Source organism: Caenimonas soli (genome assembly GCF_013155545.1).
GTDB lineage: Bacteria > Pseudomonadota > Gammaproteobacteria > Burkholderiales > Burkholderiaceae_C > Ramlibacter > Ramlibacter soli.
Map to the genome: position 1 here is coordinate 178,420 of NZ_JABJVV010000008.1, position 16,142 is coordinate 194,561.

Genomic DNA, 16,142 nt, shown 5'->3' on the forward strand with positions numbered 1-16,142 from the left:
CTGAATTACTTGTTTAACCACACGAACCATGTCATGAGCACGAACACGCCCACGATCATCGCGAAGGCGTAGTGGTAGATGTAGCCGGTCTGGAACCAGCGAACCACGCCGGCCACCCGCGCGATCCCGCGGGCGCTGCCGTTGACCATGGCGCCGTCGATGACGGCCTCGTCCCCGCCCTTCCACAGCCCCACGCCTAGCAGCCGGGCGCCGCGGGCGAGCACGTTCTCGTTGAACCAGTCCATGTAGTACTTGTTTTCCAGCAAGGTGTACAGCGGCTGCACGCGGGCCTTGATGGCCGCGGGCAGCGCCGGCTTGTACAGGTACAGGTACCAGGCGCTCGCCACGCCCGCCACCGCCAGCCAGAACGGCGCCGTCATCAGGCCGTGGAGTGCCATCTGCGCCGGGCCATGGAAAAGGCGCGCGAGGTTCGCCATCGCGGGGTGCTTGTCGTTGTCCACGACGATCGCGTCCTTGAGCAGGTCGCTGAACAGCATCGGTTCGATGGTGAGGAAACCGATGACCACCGAGGGGAAAGCCAGCAGCAGCAGCGGCGCGGTCACCACCCAGGGCGACTCGTGCGGGTCCTGGTGCTCTTCCCGGTGGTGGTGCGGGTCGGGCTCTTCGCTGGCGTCATGAGAGTGGGCGTCCGGGTTCTCGTGGAAGCGCTCCTTGCCGTGGAACACCAGGAAATACATGCGGAACGAATAGAAGGCCGTGACGAAAACGCCCGCCAGCACCGCGAAATGCGCGATGCCCGCGCCGGGGAGGCGGCTGAAGTGCACGGCCTCGATGATGCTGTCCTTCGAATAGAAGCCGGCGAACAGCGGCGTGCCGATCAGGGCCAGGGATCCCAGCAGCGCGGTGATCCAGGTGATCGGCATGTATTTGCGCACGCCGCCCATCCACCGGATGTCCTGGTTGTGATGCATGCCGATGATGACCGAGCCGGCGGCCAGGAACAGCAGCGCCTTGAAGAACGCGTGCGTCATCAGGTGGAACACCGCCACCGAGTAGGCCGAGGCGCCCAGGGCGACGGTCATGTAGCCCAGCTGCGAGAGCGTGGAATAGGCGACCACGCGCTTGATGTCGTTCTGGATGATGCCCAGGAAGCCCATGAACAGGGCCGTGATCGCGCCGATGACCATGACGAAGGACAGCGCCGTGTCGGAGAGCTCGAACAGCGGCGACATGCGGGCCACCATGAAAATGCCGGCCGTCACCATGGTTGCGGCGTGGATCAGCGCCGAGATCGGTGTCGGGCCTTCCATCGAATCGGGCAGCCAGACGTGCAGCGGGAACTGCGCGCTCTTGCCCATGGCGCCGATGAACAGGCAGATGCAGATCACGGTGATCAGCTGCCAGCCGGTGCCGGGGAAGCCCAGCTTGGCCAGTTCGCCAGCCTTGGCGAAGGTCTCGGCGTAGCTCAAGGTCCCGGCGAATGCGACGATCAGGCCGATGCCCAGGATGAATCCGAAGTCGCCCACCCGGTTGACGAGGAACGCCTTCAGGTTGGCGAAGATGGCCGTGGGCTTGTTGTACCAGAACCCGATCAGCAGGTACGACACCAGGCCCACTGCTTCCCAGCCGAAGAACAGCTGCAGGAAGTTGTTGCTCATCACGAGCATGAGCATCGAGAAGGTGAACAGCGAGATGAACGCGAAGAAGCGGTTGTAGCCCTCGTCTTCTTCCATGTAGCCGATGGTGTAGATGTGCACCATCAGCGACACGAAGGTCACCACGCACATCATCATGGCCGTGAGTCCGTCCACCAGGAAGCCCACTTCCATCTTCAGGCCGCCGATGACCATCCACTCGTAGATCGTGGCGTTGAAGCGCGCGCCGTCCAGTGCGACGCTCTTGAGCGTCATGGCCGAGATCACGAACGCCACGAACACGCCCAGGATGCAGAGCGTGTGCGACAGGCGCCGGCCGATCCAGTTGCCGCCGAAGCTGGTGCCCAGGATGCCGGCCGCCAGGGCGCCGGCCAGCGGGGCCAGCGGAACGGCGAGCAGGGTCGAAGCGTTGAGGGTTTGGCTCATGTTCTTGTGGTGCGCGACAAGGGCATCAGCCCTTGAGCGTGTTCAGTTCGTCGACGTTGATATTGGATTTGTTGCGGAACAACAGCACCAGGATGGCGAGGCCGATGGCCGACTCCGCCGCGGCCACGGTCAGGATGAAGAACACGAACACCTGGCCGTGCATGTCGCCCAGGTAGTACGAGAACGCCACGAAGTTCATGTTCACGGCCAGAAGCATCAGCTCGATGGCCATCAGCAGCACGATGAGGTTGCGGCGGTTCAGGAAGATGCCGATCACCGACAGGGCGAACAGCATGGCTCCCAGCGAGAGGAAATGTCCGAGAGTAAGTGTCATGCCTTGGTCTCCGCGGCGGCCGGTGCCGGCTCAGGCTCGGGCGCGACCATGGTGGGGCCCATCTTCACGACCTGCAGGCGGTCGCGCGCCCTGACTCGAACCTGGTGAGCCGGGTCCATGTGCTTGCTGTCCTTGCGCTGGCGCAAAGTCAGCGCAATCGCAGCGACGATAGCCACCAGCAGGATCACCGCCGCGACCTCCAGCGGGTAGAGGTACTGGCTGTACAGCAGCTTGCCCAGTTCCTTGGTGTTCGAGTACTGCGTGGCGCCCTGCACCACCGCGGGAACGGCCCGCGGCTCTTCTCCCAGGCGGAAACCGGCCATCAAGACCGCCGCCATCTCCAGGGCTATGAGGGCGCCTACGCTCGCCGCCAGCGGGAAATGCTTCCAGAAGCCGGCCCGCAATGCGTCGACGTTGATGTCCAGCATCATCACGACAAACAGGAACAGCACCATCACGGCGCCCACGTAGACCAGCACCAGCGAGATCGCGAGGAACTCGGCCTTCAGCAGCAGCCACACCGCGGCCGCCTGGAAGAAGGCCAGCACCAGGTAAAGGGCCGCATAGACGGGGTTGCGGGCAGTGATCACGCGAAACGACGCGAACAGCAGCACCGAGGCAAACAGGTAGAAGAAGCCGGTTCTGATATCCATCTTTTTCTTCAGCGGTATTTGGCGTCAGCCGCCTTGTTGGCCGCAATCTCGGCTTCGTAGCGATCGCCCACGGCCAGCAGCATGTCCTTGGTGAAGTACAGGTCGCCGCGCTTTTCGCCGTGGTATTCCAGGATGTGCGTCTCGACGATCGAATCGACCGGGCAGCTCTCCTCGCAGAAGCCGCAGAAGATGCACTTGGTCAAATCGATGTCGTAGCGCGTCGTGCGGCGGGTGCCGTCGGCGCGCTGGTCCGATTCGATGGTGATCGCCAGCGCCGGGCACACGGCCTCGCACAGCTTGCAGGCGATGCAGCGCTCTTCGCCGTTCTCGTAGCGGCGCAGGGCATGCAAGCCGCGAAATCGCGGCGACAGCGGCGTCTTTTCCTCGGGGAACTGCACCGTGATCTTGCGGCTGAAGGCGTACTTGCCGGTGATGGCCAGGCCCTTGAACAGCTCGACCAGCATGAAGCTGGACAGGAAGTCCTTGAGCGAAAAAGCCGACGGCTGGGAAACTACTGCTTGGGTGGACATGGCGTGTGCCTATTTCCAGATGTTGTACGGGGTTTGCATCCACGCGCCGATCACGACCAGCCAGACCAGCGTCACCGGAATGAAGATCTTCCAGCCCAGGCGCATGATCTGGTCGTAGCGGTAGCGGGGGAACGTGGAGCGCACCCAAAGGAACATAGTGACGACCACGAAGGTCTTGATGCCCAGCCAGATCCAGCCGGGGATGAAGGACAGGAACTCGAACGGGGGCAGCCAGCCGCCCAGGAACATGATGACGGTCATGATCGAGACCAGCCACATGTTGGCGTACTCGGCCAGGAAGAACATGGCGAAGCTCATGCCCGAGTACTCGATCATGTGGCCCGCGACGATTTCGGACTCGCCTTCGACCACGTCGAAGGGATGGCGGTTGGTCTCGGCCAGGCCGGAAACGAAGAAGACCACGAATATCGGCAGCAGCGGCAGCCAGTTCCACGACAGGAAATTGAGGCCCGCGCCCACGGCCATGCCCTTGCCCTGGCCCATGACGATGTCGGTCAGGTTCATGCTGCCAGCGACCATCAGCACCACCACCAGGCAGAAGCCCATGGCGATTTCGTAGCTCACCATCTGCGCGGAGGCGCGCAGCGCGCCCAGGAACGCGTACTTGGAGTTGGAGGCCCAGCCGGCGATGATCACGCCATAGACCTCCAGCGAGGTGATCGCCATCAGGAACAGCAGGCCGGCGTTGATGTTGGCCAGCGCGATGTCGGGACCGAACGGAATCACGACCCAGGCGGCCAGCGCCGGCATGATGGTCATGATCGGCCCCAGCAGGAACAGGCCCTTGTTGGCGACCGTCGGCAGGATGATTTCCTTGGTCAGCAGCTTCACTGCGTCGGCAATGGGTTGCAGCAGGCCGAGCGGGCCGATGCGATTGGGGCCGATGCGGATCTGGGTGAAGCCGATGGCCTTGCGTTCCCACAGCGTCAGGTAGGCCACCGCGCCCATCAAGGGCAACACCACGGCGATGATCTTGATCAGCGCCCAGGTCACCGGCCAGGCCGCGCCGGTCCACCAGCCGGCGGCGATCAAGCCCTGGCCTATGCCGTAAATGTGGTCGATCATGCCGGCACCCCCACACGGGCATCAGCCGTGAGCTGCAGCGACGGCGCTCGCCGGACGATGCTGTCCAGTTGGTAGATGGCCGCGGTGACGGGCTTGCCCGCCGCGGCGGACAGGTCGATGGCGGCGGAAGTAGCGTTGCTCAGTTTGCCGCCCTGCACATGGCTGGCCTCTGCATCCTGGGCGCCGCGGGCGGCTACCAGGACCTCCTGGGCGGACTCGAACTCGAAGCCGGGCAGGCCCAGCAGGTTCGCGAGCACGCGCAGGACCTTCCAGGCCGGACGGGTCTCGGCCAGCGGCTTGACCACGGCGTGGAAGCTCTGCACCCGGCCCTCGGCATTGACGAAGGTGCCCGGGGTTTCGGTGAACGGGGCGATCGGCAGCAGCACGTCGCTGAACGCCAGGTTCGCCTTGAACGGGCTCAGGGTCACGACCATTTCGGCCTGCGCCAGTGCCGCGGCCGCTTTGGCGCCCGCAGCGGAGTCGAACTCGGGCTCGTTGTTCAAGAGGATCGCCGCCTTCAGGCCGCCGGCGAGCATCTGGCCGGCATTCAGGCCGTTCGCGCCCGGCAGGGCTCCGGCGAGTTGCGCGCCGACGGTGTTGGCGGCTTCGGTCAGGTAGCCGACGGTCGCGCCGGTCTGCTCGCCGATCCAGCTGGCCAACGCCAGCAGGCTGGAAGCGTTGGCGTGGTGTGCCGCCGCGTTGCCGAGCAGGATGGCCTTGCGCTCGCCGCCAAGCAGCGATTTCGCGATCGCCTTGGCCGCATCGGTTGCATTGCCCTGGGCCGGAGCCGAGGAGCCCTTTTCGGAGGCGATGGCGGCGGCGACATCGGCCAGCGCCTGCGCCCAGTTCGAGGCCGGCGTGATCACGGACGACGCGATCGACATCGCCCAATCGTTCGCCACATCGTGGATCACCGACACCGCCGCGCCCTTGCGCACCGCAGCGCGAACGCGCAGCGCAAACAGCGGATGGTCCTTGCGCAGGTTGGAGCCGATCACCAGCGCGCGCTGCAGGTTGGACAGCGAAGCGATCGACGTGCCGAGCCAGCGGACACCATCGGCCTTGGAGAACTGCGCATTGCGCAGGCGGTAGTCGATGTTCTCGCTGCCCAGGCCGCGCATCAGAGCGCCGGCCAGGTACAGCTCTTCCACGGTGCTGTGCGGACTGACGAGGGCGCCGATGCTTTTCGCACCGTGGTCGGTCTTGATCTGCTTCAGGCCATTGGCCACGTATTCGAGGGCCGTCTGCCAGTCCACGGTCTTCCACTCGCCGCCCTGCTTGAGCATGGGGGCGGTGAGGCGGTCGTCTTCGTTGAGCGACTCATAGGAGAAGCGATCGCGGTCGGCCAGCCAGCATTCGTTGACCTGCTCGTTCTCGAGCGGCAGCACGCGCATGACCTTGTTGCTCTTGACCTGGACGATCAGGTTGGCGCCGGTCGAATCGTGGGGGCTGACCGACTTGCGGCGCGACAGCTCCCAGTTGCGGGCCTGGTAGCGGAACGGCTTGCTGGTGAGCGCGCCCACCGGGCACAGGTCGATCATGTTGCCGGAGACTTCGGAGTCCACCGTATCGTTCATGACGGTGGTGATCTCGGAGTGCTCGCCCCGGTGGATCATGCCCAGCTCCATCACGCCGGCCACTTCCTGGCCGAAGCGCACGCAGCGAGTGCAATGGATGCAGCGGCTCATCTCCTCCATCGAGATGAGAGGGCCGACGTCCTTGTGCAGCACCACGCGCTTCTCTTCCTCGTAGCGGGAAGACGAGCCGCCGTAGCCCACGGCCAGGTCCTGCAGCTGGCACTCGCCGCCCTGGTCGCAGATCGGGCAGTCCAGCGGGTGGTTGATAAGCAGGAACTCCATCACCGACTGCTGGGCCTTCAGGGCCTTGTCGCTCTTGGTGCGCACGATCATGCCATTGGTCACGGGCGTGGCGCAGGCCGGCATCGGCTTGGGCGCCTTCTCCACGTCGACCAGGCACATGCGGCAGTTGGCCGCGATGCTGAGTTTCTTGTGATAGCAGAAGTGCGGGATATAGGTGCCCGCCTTGTCGGCCGCATGCATGATCATGCTGCCTTCGGTGATCTCCACCTTCTGGCCGTCGAGTTCGATTTCAATCATGGGGTTACAGCCGCCTTGTCGATGAGGGCCTCGAATTCGTGGCGGAAATGCTTGATCATTGCCCGCACCGGCATGGCGGCCGCATCGCCGAGTGCGCAGATGGTGCGGCCCTGGATGTTGTCGGCCACCGAGTTGAGCAGGTCCATGTCGCTGGGCTTGCCATGGCGGTTGTGGATGCGGTCCACGACGCGCCACAGCCAGCCCGTGCCTTCGCGGCAGGGCGTGCACTGGCCGCAGGATTCGTGCATGTAGAAGTACGACAGGCGCTTGAGCGATTCGACCATGCAGCGCGAATCGTCCATCACGATCACCGCCCCCGAACCCAGCATGGAGCCGGCCTTGGCGATGGAGTCGTAGTCCATCGTGCATTCCATCATGATGCTGGCGGGCAGCACGGGCGCGGATGAACCGCCGGGGATCACGGCCTTGAGCGTGCGGCCCTTGCGCACGCCGCCGGCCAGTTCCAGCAGCTTGCTGAACGGCGTGCCCAGCGGCACCTCGTAGTTGCCGGGCAGCTCGACGTCGCCGGACACCGAGTAGATCTTGGTACCGCCGTTGTTGGGCTTGCCGACTTCAAGGAAGGCCTGGCCGCCGTTGCGGATGATCCAGGGCACGGCCGCGAAGGTTTCGGTGTTGTTGATCGTGGTCGGCTTGCCGTACAGGCCGAAGCTGGCCGGGAACGGCGGCTTGAAGCGCGGCTGCCCCTTCTTGCCTTCGAGCGATTCGAGCAGCGCGGTCTCTTCGCCGCAGATGTAGGCGCCGAAACCGTGCGAGGCATGCAGCTGGAAGCTGAAGTTGCTGCCCAGGATGTTGTCGCCCAGGTACCCGGCCGCCCTCGCCTCTTCCAGCGCTTCCTCGAAGCGGTCGTAGGTCTGGAAGATCTCGCCGTGGATGTAGTTGTAGCCGACGGTGATGCCCATCGCGTAGGCCGCGATGATCATGCCTTCGATCACCTGGTGGGGGTTGAACTGCAGGATGTCGCGGTCCTTGCAGGTGCCCGGCTCGCCCTCGTCCGAATTGCAAACGAGGTATTTCTGGCCCGGAAACTGGCGGGGCATGAAGCTCCACTTCAGGCCCGTGGGAAAGCCTGCGCCGCCGCGGCCGCGCAAGGCGGATTCCTTGACGGTGGCGATCACCTGGTCTTGCGTCAGACCTTCGTTCAGGATCTTGCGCAGCGCCGCGTAGCCTTCGCGCGCCTCGTAATCCTTCAGGCGCCAGTTGGTGCCATCGAGGCCCGCGTAGATTTGCGGGTTGATGTGGCGGCCGTGGAAGCAGGTCTGGACACCCGTGGCCTGGAACTGCGAGAGCACTTGTTGGGCGTTCATGACTGGGCGCCTTTCAGGCCGTCGACCAGCTGGTCCAGCTTGTCCGGGCTCATGAAGCTGCACATGGTGCGGTCGTTGACCAGCACCACCGGCGAATCGGCGCAGGCGCCCAGGCATTCGCTTTGCTGCAGGGTGAACATGCCGTCCCTGGTGGTTTCGCCCATCTTGATGCCCAGCCGATGCTCCAGGTGGCGCAGCGCCTTGGCCCCGTCGCGCAGCTGGCACGGCAGGTTGGTGCAGACGTTGAGCTTGTATTTGCCCACCGGATGCTGGTTGTACATGTTGTAGAAGGTCGTGACTTCGTGCACCGCGATCGGCGGCATGCCCAGGTAGTCGGCGACGAGCTTCTCGCTCTCCAGGCTGACGAAGCCCTGCTCCTGCTGGACGATGGCCAGGCAGGCCATCACGGCGGATTGCTTCTGCTCAGCCGGGTACTTGGCCACTTCCTTGTCGAAGCGCACGCGCATGGTTTCAGAAATCATCGGTCAATCTCTCCGAACACGATGTCCATGGTGCCGATCACGGCCACGGCGTCGGCGATCATGTGGCCGCGCGACATCTCGTCCATGGCGGCCAGGTGGGCGAAGCCCGGCGGGCGGATCTTCAGGCGGTACGGCTTGTTGGCGCCGTCGCTCACGATGTAGATGCCGAACTCGCCCTTGGGGTGCTCGACGGCGGCATAGGCCTCGCCTTCGGGCACGCGGAAACCTTCGGAGAAGAGCTTGAAGTGGTGGATCAGCTCTTCCATGTTGGCCTTCATCGACTCGCGATCGGGCGGCGCCACCTTGTGGTTGTCGGTGATCACCGGGCCGGGGTTCACGCGCAACCAGTCCACGCACTGCTTGATGATGCGATTGGATTCGCGCATTTCCTGCACGCGCACCAGGTAGCGGTCGTAGCAGTCGCCGGTCTTGCCGACCGGGATGTCGAAGTCCATCTTGTCGTAGACCTCGTAGGGCTGCTTCTTGCGCAGGTCCCAGGCGAAGCCGGAGCCGCGCAGCATGGGGCCGGTGAAGCCGAGGTTGAGCGCACGCTCGGGCGAAACAACGCCCACGCCCACCGTGCGCTGCTTCCAGATGCGGTTGTCGGTCAGCAGCGTCTCGTACTCGTCCACGTAGTGCGGGAAGCGCGCGGTGAAGTCGTCGATGAAGTCGAGCAGCGAGCCTTGGCGGTTCTCGTTGAGGCGATTGATGGCGCGCTCGTTCCTGATCTTGTTGGCCTTGTACTGCGGCATGCTGTCCGGCAGGTCGCGGTACACGCCACCCGGGCGGAAGTAGGCAGCGTGCATGCGAGCGCCCGACACGGCCTCGTACATGTCGAACAGGTCTTCGCGCTCGCGGAAGCAATAGATGAGGATGTTCATCGCACCGCAATCCAGCCCGTGGGCGCCCAGCCAGAGCAGGTGGTTCAAGAGGCGGGTGATCTCGGAGAACATCACGCGGATGTACTGCGCGCGAAGGGGCACTTCCAGCCCCATCAGCTTCTCGATGGCCAGGCAATACGCGTGCTCGTTGCACATCATCGAGACGTAGTCCAGCCGGTCCATGTACGGCAGCGACTGGATGTAGGTCTTGGTTTCGGCCAGCTTCTCGGTGGCGCGGTGCAGCAGGCCGATGTGCGGGTCGGCGCGCTGGATCACTTCGCCGTCGAGCTCGAGCACCAGGCGCAGCACGCCGTGCGCGGCCGGGTGTTGCGGGCCGAAGTTGAGGGTGTAGTTCTTGATTTCAGCCATTACTGAAGCCCGCCGTATTTCTCTTCGCGGATGATCCGCGGCGTGATTTCGCGCGGCTCGATGGTCACCGGCTGGTAGATCACGCGCTTGCGCTCGGGGTCGTAGCGCATTTCGACATGGCCGGACACCGGGAAGTCCTTGCGGAACGGATGGCCGATGAAACCGTAGTCGGTCAGGATGCGGCGCAGGTCGGAGTGGCCTTCGAAGACGATACCGTACAGGTCGAAAGCCTCGCGCTCGAACCAGTTGGCCGAGCTCCACAGTCCCGTGAGCGAATCCACCACCGGCAAGTCGTCGTCGGGGGCGAACACCTTCAGGCGCACGCGCTGGTTCAGGCTGATCGACAGCAGGTGCGAGACCACGCAGTAGCGCTGACCGTCCCAGCCGCCGTCGCGGTAGTCCGAATAGTCCACGCCGCAGACGTCGAGCAGTTGCTCGAACTGGCAGCCGGGCGCATCGCGCAGGAGAGTGGCCGCGGCCAGATAGTCGGCGGGCGAAACCACCACGGTGAGCTCGCCGAGCTTGAGGTCGATGCGCTTGGCCAGCCCGCCCAAGGTGGCGGCCAGCGTTTCCTTCAGCGCTGCGGGATCGATCGCGAACGGGGTAATGGTCATGTCTGGTTCAGGCCCGCGCGATGGTTTGCGTGCGGCGGATCTTCTGCTGCAGCTGGATGATTCCGTACAGCAGAGCCTCGGCCGTGGGCGGGCAGCCGGGCACGTATACGTCGACCGGCACGATGCGGTCACAGCCGCGCACGACGGAATAGCTGTAGTGGTAGTAGCCGCCGCCGTTGGCGCAGGAGCCCATCGACAGCACCCAGCGCGGCTCGGGCATCTGGTCGTACACCTTGCGCAGGGCCGGCGCCATCTTGTTGCACAGCGTGCCGGCGACGATCATCAGGTCGCTCTGCCTGGGGCTGGGACGGAACAGCATGCCGAAACGGTCGATGTCGTAGCGCGCAGCGCCTGCGTGCATCATCTCCACGGCGCAGCAGGCCAGGCCGAACGTCATGGGCCACAGCGAGCCCGTCTTGGCCCAGTTGATGACGGAGTCCACCGTGGTGGTCACCATCCCCTTGTCGAGAATGCCTTCGTTAGCCATAGCAGTATTCCTTGGTCGCGCGGGAACTCATTCCCAATCGAGCGCGCCCTTTTTCCATTCGTAGACGAACCCCACCACCAGGATGGCCAGAAAAACCATCATGGCCCAGAAACCCACCGGGCCGATTTCCTTGAGCGCCACGGCCCAGGGAAAGAGAAACGCGATCTCCAGGTCGAACAGGATGAAGAGGATGGCCACCAGGTAGTAGCGGACGTCGAACTTCATGCGCGCGTCTTCGAAGGCCTCGAAGCCGCACTCGTAGGGAGAATTTTTTGCCGCATCGGGCTTGCGGATGCCCATGGCCCCGCTGAACAGCCAGCCCAGGGCCTGCGGGATCACGCCGACGGCGACGCCGACCAGTATGAACAGAAGGACTGGTAGGTACTGGTCAAGGTTCATCTTGGGGCTCTGATCACCGCTTCAGCCAGCGGGCGCTGCCGCTGACTCTTTTTTGTATGGTGCCGTCGGCGAGACTCGAACTCGCACAGCTTTCGCCACTACCCCCTCAAGATAGCGTGTCTACCAATTTCACCACGACGGCGGTTTCTTAAAAGTTGCCCGGAAAGGCTCGAGGTTTCTACGAATTGTTGGCTTCCCGGACAGCCTAGGAGTTTACCCCGAAACAGCGCCGCTCCTCCCGCGAAGCAGCGCTTATCTGCTGATCACTTCGTGGGGATTTGGCCTGCGCCCGATGCGGCGGGCGCAGGGACGACGGCGGCCGCGCCGCCAGGGGCGGCCGGGGCCGTAGCCGGGATCTGCCCGGCGGCGCCGGATGCAGCCGGAGCGGGCGCGGGGGCGGTGGTGGCGCGCTCCAGCACGCTGCCCGATTCCACGGGCCGCAGATTGCCGAAGTAGGCCAGCGCCAACGTGCAGACGAAGAACACGCCCGCCAGCACAGCCGTCGTGCGCGACAGGAAGTTGGCGCTGCCGCTGGCACCAAACAGGCTGCCCGAGCTGCCGCTGCCGAAGGCCGCGCCCATGTCGGCGCCCTTGCCGTGCTGGATGAGGATGAGGCCGATCATGCCCAGGGCCGTGAGCATCTGCACGGCGAGGATGATGGTAAGGAAAACGTTCATTTTGTGGTCACTCCGATTTTTATAGTGCTTGGCCGCCTAGCGGGCGGCCGCGATGATTTGCAAAAAATCCGCGGCCTTGAGCGATGCGCCCCCGACCAGGCCGCCGTCGATATCCGGCTGGCTCAGCAGCGAAGCCGCATTGGCCGCGTTCATGCTGCCGCCGTAGAGGATGGAGATGCGGTCCGAGTGCGAGGTGGCCGCATGAAGCTGGGCGCGCAGGAGGGCGTGCACCTGCTGGGCCTGCTCGGGCGTGGCGGTCTTGCCGGTGCCAATGGCCCAGACGGGTTCATAGGCCACGACGATTTCGCTGATGCAGTGCCCATTGGTGTGGATCACGGCCGCCATCTGGCGTTTGACCACTTCTTCGGTCTTGCCGGCTTCGCGCTCGGCCAGCGTTTCGCCGACGCAGACGATCGGGGTGATCCCGTGCGCCAGGGCGGTCTTGGTCTTTTCGGCCACCAGGGCATCGGTCTCGCCGTGATACTGGCGCCGCTCCGAATGGCCGACGATGGCGTAGCGCACGCCGAATTCCTTGAGCATGAGGGCCGAAATCTCGCCGGTGTAAGCGCCCTGCTCGTGCTGGGACACATCCTGCGCACCGATCTCCAGCGCCGAGCCCGACCGCAGCGCCCTCAGCTGCGCCAGGTAAGGCGCAGGCACGCAGACCGCCACGGTGCACGCGGCATCGCCCATGCCCTCGAGCAACGCGCGCACCAGCGCTTCGTTGGCGGCCAGGTTGCCGTTCATCTTCCAGTTGCCTGCGATCAGTTTCTTCTTCATCACTGTTTTTCCCAGGTCAGCACGATCTTGCCGATGTGCTGGTTCGATTCCATCAGCTCGTGCGCCTTGGCGGCGTCGGCTGCGGCAAAGGTGCTGTGGATGACCGGCTTGATGGCTCCGCTCTCCAGCAGCGGCCAGACCTTGGCCCTGAGCGACTGGGCGATCGCGGCCTTGAATGCCACGGGCCGTGGCCGCAGGGTCGAGCCGGTGATGAGCAGCCGCTTGCGCAGCACCATGCCGGCGTTGAATTCGCTCTTGACGCCGCCTTGCACCGCGATGATCACCAGGCGGCCGTCCTCGGCCAGGCACTCGACTTCGCGGGCCACATAGGCGCCCGCGACCATGTCGAGGATCACGTTGACGCCCGCGCCGCCGGTGAGCCTCTTCGCTTCTGCGACGAAGTCGTGGGTCTTGTAGTTGATGGCGTGGTCGGCGCCGAGCTTCAGGCAGGCTTCGCACTTGTCGTCGCTGCCCGCCGTGACGATGACCTTGGAGCCCAGTGCCTTGGCCATCTGGATCGCCGTGACGCCGATGCCGCTGGAGCCGCCCTGGATCAGCAGCGTCTCGCCGGGCTGCAGCCTGACGCGGTCGAACACATTGCTCCACACCGTGAAGAAGGTTTCAGGCAGCGAGGCCGCCTCGACGTCGCTGAGGCCATTGGGCACCGGCAGGCACTGGTCCACCGGCGCAACGCAGAGCTGCGCGTAACCGCCGCCTGCGACCAACGCACAAACGCGATCGCCCTGCTTCAATCCCGCAGCCACCAGCGCTTCCGCATCGCCATCCACGATCTCTCCGGCCACCTCCAGCCCCGGAATATCCGAAGCGCCCGGTGGCACCGGGTAGTTGCCGGTCCGCTGCAACACGTCCGGGCGGTTGATACCGCTGGCGCTGACGCGGATGAGTACCTCGCCCGCGCCAGGCACGGGCGCGGGACGCTCGCCCAGACGCAGGACGTCGGGCGGGCCATAGGCGCTGATTTCAACGGCTTTCATGGTATTTGAGGCTGGCGCCCGCACCCGTCGAGGTGCATGCGCCAACTGAGACGGTACGATCAGGCCTGGTCGTCGACCGGGGCCTGCTGCGGGACCACTTCGCGCGGCTCACGCTGCTCGCGCGGCGGCTGGTCGCCACGCGGCTGGCGGTCGCCACGGGGCTCGCGCTGTTCACGCGGCTCGCGCGGGGGGCGATCCTGGAACTCGCCCGCCGGACGGTCGAGCAAAGCCTTCATGGACAGCTTGACGCGGCCCTTCTCGTCGGTCTCGAGCACCTTGACGCGCACGATCTGGCCTTCGCTCAGGTAATCGGTGACCTTCTCGACGCGCTCATGGGCGATCTGGCTGATGTGCAGCAGGCCGTCCTTGCCGGGCAAGAGGTTCACCAGGGCGCCGAAGTCCAGCAGCTTGGTGATGGGGCCTTCGTAGACCTTGCCGATCTCCACTTCCGCGGTGATCTGCTCGATGCGCTTCTTGGCTTCCTCGGCCTTGGCCGGATCGGTCGAAGCGATGGTGATGGTGCCGTCTTCGGCGATGTCGATCTGCGTGCCGGTCTCTTCGGTCAGCGCGCGGATGACGGCGCCGCCCTTGCCGATCACGTCGCGAATCTTCTCGGGGTTGATCTTCATCGTGAACAGGCGCGGAGCGAAGTTGCTCACCTCGGTCTTGGCCTCGCCCAGCGCTTCCTGCATCTTGCCCAGGATGTGCATGCGAGCTTCCTTGGCCTGGGCCAGTGCGACCTGCATGATCTCCTTGGTGATGCCCTGGATCTTGATGTCCATCTGCAGCGCGGTGATGCCGTTGGTCGTGCCGGCCACCTTGAAGTCCATATCGCCGAGGTGATCTTCGTCACCCAGGATGTCGGTCAGCACCGCGAAGCGGTTGCCTTCCTTGATCAGGCCCATGGCGATGCCGGCCACGTGGGCCTTCATCGGCACGCCGGCGTCCATCAGCGACAGGCAGCCGCCGCACACCGACGCCATCGACGAGGAGCCGTTGGATTCGGTGATTTCCGAAACCACGCGCATGGTGTAGGGGAACTCGTCCTTGGCCGGCAGCACCGGGATCAGTGCGCGCTTGGCCAGGCGGCCGTGGCCGATTTCGCGGCGCTTGGTCGAGCCCATGCGGCCCACTTCGCCGGTGGCGAAGGGAGGCATGTTGTAGTGGAACATGAAGCGGTCTTCGTACTCGCCCATCAGCGCGTCGATGCGCTGCGCGTCGCGCTCGGTGCCGAGCGTGGTGACGACCAGCGCCTGGGTTTCACCGCGGGTGAACAGGGCCGAGCCGTGGGTGCGGGGCAGCACGCCGGTGCGGATCTCGATGGGTCGCACGGTGCGCGTGTCGCGGCCGTCGATACGCGGCTCGCCCGACAGGATCTGGCTGCGCACGATCTTGGCTTCGATGTCGAACAGCAGTGCATCGACCTTGATCGGGTCGAAATCGGCGCCCGACTCTTTCAGCGACGCCAGCACCGAGGCGGTGGCTTCGCGCAGGGCCTGGGTGCGGGCCTGCTTGCTGCGGATCTGGTAGGCGGCGCGCAGCTTCTCTTCGGCAATGGCGTTGACCTTGGCGATGAAGGGCTCGTCCTTGGCGGGCGGCTGCCAGTCCCACACGGGCTTGCCGGCGTCGCGCACCAGTTCATGGATGGCGTTGATCGCGACGTTGCCCTGCTCATGGCCGAACACCACGGCGCCGAGCATGATCTCTTCGGACAGCTGCTGAGCTTCGGATTCCACCATCAGCACGGCAGCTTCGGTGCCGGCGACGATCAGGTCCAGGTCGGACATCTTGCGGGCCGTCTGGCCCGGGTTGAGCACGTACTCGCCGTTGACGTAGCCCACGCGCGCCGCGCCGATGGGGCCGGCGAACGGAATGCCGGAGATGGCCAGGGCAGCGCTGGTGCCGATCATGGCGGCGATGTCGGCGTCGACTTCGGGGTTGAGCGACAGCGTGTGGATGACCACGTGTACTTCATTGAAGAAGCCTTCAGGGAACAGCGGGCGGATCGGGCGGTCGATCAGGCGGCTCGTGAGCGTTTCGTGTTCGCTGGGCTTGGCTTCGCGCTTGAAGAAGCTGCCGGGGATCTTGCCGGCGGCGTAGGTCTTCTCGATGTAGTCGACGGTCAGCGGAAAGAAGTCCTGGCCCGGCTTGGCGGACTTGGACGCGACCACGGTGGCCAGCACCACGGTGCCTTCGATGTTGACGATGACGGCGCCGCCGGACTGGCGCGCGATCTCACCGGTTTCCAGGGTGACGGCGTGCGAGCCCCATTGGAAGGTCTTGGTGACTTTGTTGAAAATGCTCATGTTCAGCTCTCCTTGTCTAACAGCGCATCAGGCTGCGCTTTCTGCCCGGAGACAGAGCGGTGTCG

The 16,142-nt window shown here is 64.7% G+C and carries 16 protein-coding genes and 1 tRNA gene; all 17 read right to left on the reverse strand.

Annotated features, from left to right (window positions below; all coding sequences use genetic code 11):
- Positions 1-5: 5 nt before the first annotated feature.
- The gene (gene nuoL / locus HNE04_RS14380) at positions 6-2,042 is read right to left on the reverse strand and encodes an NADH-quinone oxidoreductase subunit L (protein WP_172220155.1); all 2,037 of its coding nucleotides are present in this window, start codon (positions 2,040-2,042) and stop codon (positions 6-8) included.
- Between the two features lie 25 nt (positions 2,043-2,067).
- Positions 2,068-2,376, reverse strand: a complete 309-nt coding sequence (gene nuoK / locus HNE04_RS14385) for an NADH-quinone oxidoreductase subunit NuoK (RefSeq protein WP_172220157.1) — start codon at positions 2,374-2,376, stop codon at positions 2,068-2,070.
- Positions 2,373-3,029, reverse strand: a complete 657-nt coding sequence (locus HNE04_RS14390) for an NADH-quinone oxidoreductase subunit J (RefSeq protein ID WP_172220159.1) — start codon at positions 3,027-3,029, stop codon at positions 2,373-2,375. The genes nuoK and HNE04_RS14390 overlap by 4 nt, the downstream gene beginning before the upstream one ends.
- 8 nt (positions 3,030-3,037) lie before the next feature.
- Positions 3,038-3,559, reverse strand: a complete 522-nt coding sequence (gene nuoI, locus HNE04_RS14395; RefSeq protein ID WP_172220161.1) for an NADH-quinone oxidoreductase subunit NuoI — start codon at positions 3,557-3,559, stop codon at positions 3,038-3,040.
- Between the two features lie 9 nt (positions 3,560-3,568).
- Positions 3,569-4,645 carry an NADH-quinone oxidoreductase subunit NuoH gene (gene nuoH, locus HNE04_RS14400; RefSeq protein ID WP_172220163.1) on the reverse strand — a complete coding sequence of 359 codons (1,077 nt, stop codon included), beginning with the start codon at positions 4,643-4,645 and terminating at the stop codon, positions 3,569-3,571.
- Positions 4,642-6,762 (reverse strand): NADH-quinone oxidoreductase subunit NuoG, encoded by a 2,121-nt coding sequence (nuoG, locus tag HNE04_RS14405; protein WP_172220165.1) that lies wholly within the window; start codon positions 6,760-6,762, stop codon positions 4,642-4,644. Before nuoG ends, nuoH begins: the two co-directional genes overlap by 4 nt.
- Positions 6,759-8,087 (reverse strand): NADH-quinone oxidoreductase subunit NuoF, encoded by a 1,329-nt coding sequence (nuoF, locus tag HNE04_RS14410; RefSeq protein WP_172220167.1) that lies wholly within the window; start codon positions 8,085-8,087, stop codon positions 6,759-6,761. Before nuoF ends, nuoG begins: the two co-directional genes overlap by 4 nt.
- Positions 8,084-8,569 carry an NADH-quinone oxidoreductase subunit NuoE gene (gene nuoE, locus HNE04_RS14415; RefSeq protein ID WP_172220169.1) on the reverse strand — a complete coding sequence of 162 codons (486 nt, stop codon included), beginning with the start codon at positions 8,567-8,569 and terminating at the stop codon, positions 8,084-8,086. Before nuoE ends, nuoF begins: the two co-directional genes overlap by 4 nt.
- Positions 8,566-9,819: an NADH-quinone oxidoreductase subunit D gene (locus HNE04_RS14420; RefSeq protein WP_172220171.1), complete on the reverse strand. Its 1,254-nt coding sequence runs from the start codon at positions 9,817-9,819 to the stop codon at positions 8,566-8,568. The genes nuoE and HNE04_RS14420 overlap by 4 nt, the downstream gene beginning before the upstream one ends.
- The gene (locus HNE04_RS14425) at positions 9,819-10,427 is read right to left on the reverse strand and encodes an NADH-quinone oxidoreductase subunit C (RefSeq protein ID WP_172220441.1); all 609 of its coding nucleotides are present in this window, start codon (positions 10,425-10,427) and stop codon (positions 9,819-9,821) included. The genes HNE04_RS14420 and HNE04_RS14425 overlap by 1 nt, the downstream gene beginning before the upstream one ends.
- Before the next feature lie 13 nt (positions 10,428-10,440).
- Positions 10,441-10,920 carry a NuoB/complex I 20 kDa subunit family protein gene (locus HNE04_RS14430; RefSeq protein ID WP_172220173.1) on the reverse strand — a complete coding sequence of 160 codons (480 nt, stop codon included), beginning with the start codon at positions 10,918-10,920 and terminating at the stop codon, positions 10,441-10,443.
- A gap of 27 nt (positions 10,921-10,947) precedes the next feature.
- Positions 10,948-11,319, reverse strand: coding sequence for an NADH-quinone oxidoreductase subunit A (locus tag HNE04_RS14435; RefSeq protein WP_172220175.1), 372 nt, complete (start codon positions 11,317-11,319; stop codon positions 10,948-10,950).
- A 57-nt stretch (positions 11,320-11,376) separates the two neighbouring features.
- Positions 11,377-11,461, reverse strand: a tRNA-Leu gene (locus tag HNE04_RS14440).
- Positions 11,462-11,582: 121 nt separating this feature from the next.
- Positions 11,583-11,996: a preprotein translocase subunit SecG gene (secG, locus tag HNE04_RS14445; RefSeq protein WP_172220178.1), complete on the reverse strand. Its 414-nt coding sequence runs from the start codon at positions 11,994-11,996 to the stop codon at positions 11,583-11,585.
- Between the two features lie 36 nt (positions 11,997-12,032).
- The gene (gene tpiA, locus HNE04_RS14450; protein ID WP_172220180.1) at positions 12,033-12,776 is read right to left on the reverse strand and encodes a triose-phosphate isomerase; all 744 of its coding nucleotides are present in this window, start codon (positions 12,774-12,776) and stop codon (positions 12,033-12,035) included.
- Positions 12,776-13,771 (reverse strand): NAD(P)H-quinone oxidoreductase, encoded by a 996-nt coding sequence (locus HNE04_RS14455; protein ID WP_172220182.1) that lies wholly within the window; start codon positions 13,769-13,771, stop codon positions 12,776-12,778. Before HNE04_RS14455 ends, tpiA begins: the two co-directional genes overlap by 1 nt.
- A 59-nt stretch (positions 13,772-13,830) precedes the next feature.
- On the reverse strand, positions 13,831-16,077 hold the full coding sequence (gene pnp / locus HNE04_RS14460; RefSeq protein WP_172220184.1) for a polyribonucleotide nucleotidyltransferase: 2,247 nt from the start codon (positions 16,075-16,077) through the stop codon (positions 13,831-13,833).
- Positions 16,078-16,142 lie beyond the last annotated feature (65 nt).

Excerpts from the sequence above, each read along its gene's own strand:
- HNE04_RS14420 (WP_172220171.1), bottom strand. The coding sequence starts at position 9,819 with ATGGCTGAAATCAAGAACTACACCCTCAACTTCGGCCCGCAACACCCG.
- HNE04_RS14390 (WP_172220159.1), bottom strand. The coding sequence starts at position 3,029 with ATGGATATCAGAACCGGCTTCTTCTACCTGTTTGCCTCGGTGCTGCTG.
- HNE04_RS14430 (WP_172220173.1), bottom strand. The coding sequence starts at position 10,920 with ATGGCTAACGAAGGCATTCTCGACAAGGGGATGGTGACCACCACGGTG.
- nuoE (WP_172220169.1), bottom strand. The coding sequence starts at position 8,569 with ATGATTTCTGAAACCATGCGCGTGCGCTTCGACAAGGAAGTGGCCAAG.
- nuoL (WP_172220155.1), bottom strand. The coding sequence starts at position 2,042 with ATGAGCCAAACCCTCAACGCTTCGACCCTGCTCGCCGTTCCGCTGGCC.
- secG (WP_172220178.1), bottom strand. The coding sequence starts at position 11,996 with ATGAACGTTTTCCTTACCATCATCCTCGCCGTGCAGATGCTCACGGCC.
- tpiA (WP_172220180.1), bottom strand. The coding sequence starts at position 12,776 with ATGAAGAAGAAACTGATCGCAGGCAACTGGAAGATGAACGGCAACCTG.
- nuoG (WP_172220165.1), bottom strand. The coding sequence starts at position 6,762 with ATGATTGAAATCGAACTCGACGGCCAGAAGGTGGAGATCACCGAAGGC.
- nuoI (WP_172220161.1), bottom strand. The coding sequence starts at position 3,559 with ATGTCCACCCAAGCAGTAGTTTCCCAGCCGTCGGCTTTTTCGCTCAAG.
- nuoK (WP_172220157.1), bottom strand. The coding sequence starts at position 2,376 with ATGACACTTACTCTCGGACATTTCCTCTCGCTGGGAGCCATGCTGTTC.
- nuoH (WP_172220163.1), bottom strand. The coding sequence starts at position 4,645 with ATGATCGACCACATTTACGGCATAGGCCAGGGCTTGATCGCCGCCGGC.
- HNE04_RS14455 (WP_172220182.1), bottom strand. The coding sequence starts at position 13,771 with ATGAAAGCCGTTGAAATCAGCGCCTATGGCCCGCCCGACGTCCTGCGT.
- nuoF (WP_172220167.1), bottom strand. The coding sequence starts at position 8,087 with ATGAACGCCCAACAAGTGCTCTCGCAGTTCCAGGCCACGGGTGTCCAG.
- HNE04_RS14435 (WP_172220175.1), bottom strand. The coding sequence starts at position 11,319 with ATGAACCTTGACCAGTACCTACCAGTCCTTCTGTTCATACTGGTCGGC.
- pnp (WP_172220184.1), bottom strand. The coding sequence starts at position 16,077 with ATGAGCATTTTCAACAAAGTCACCAAGACCTTCCAATGGGGCTCGCAC.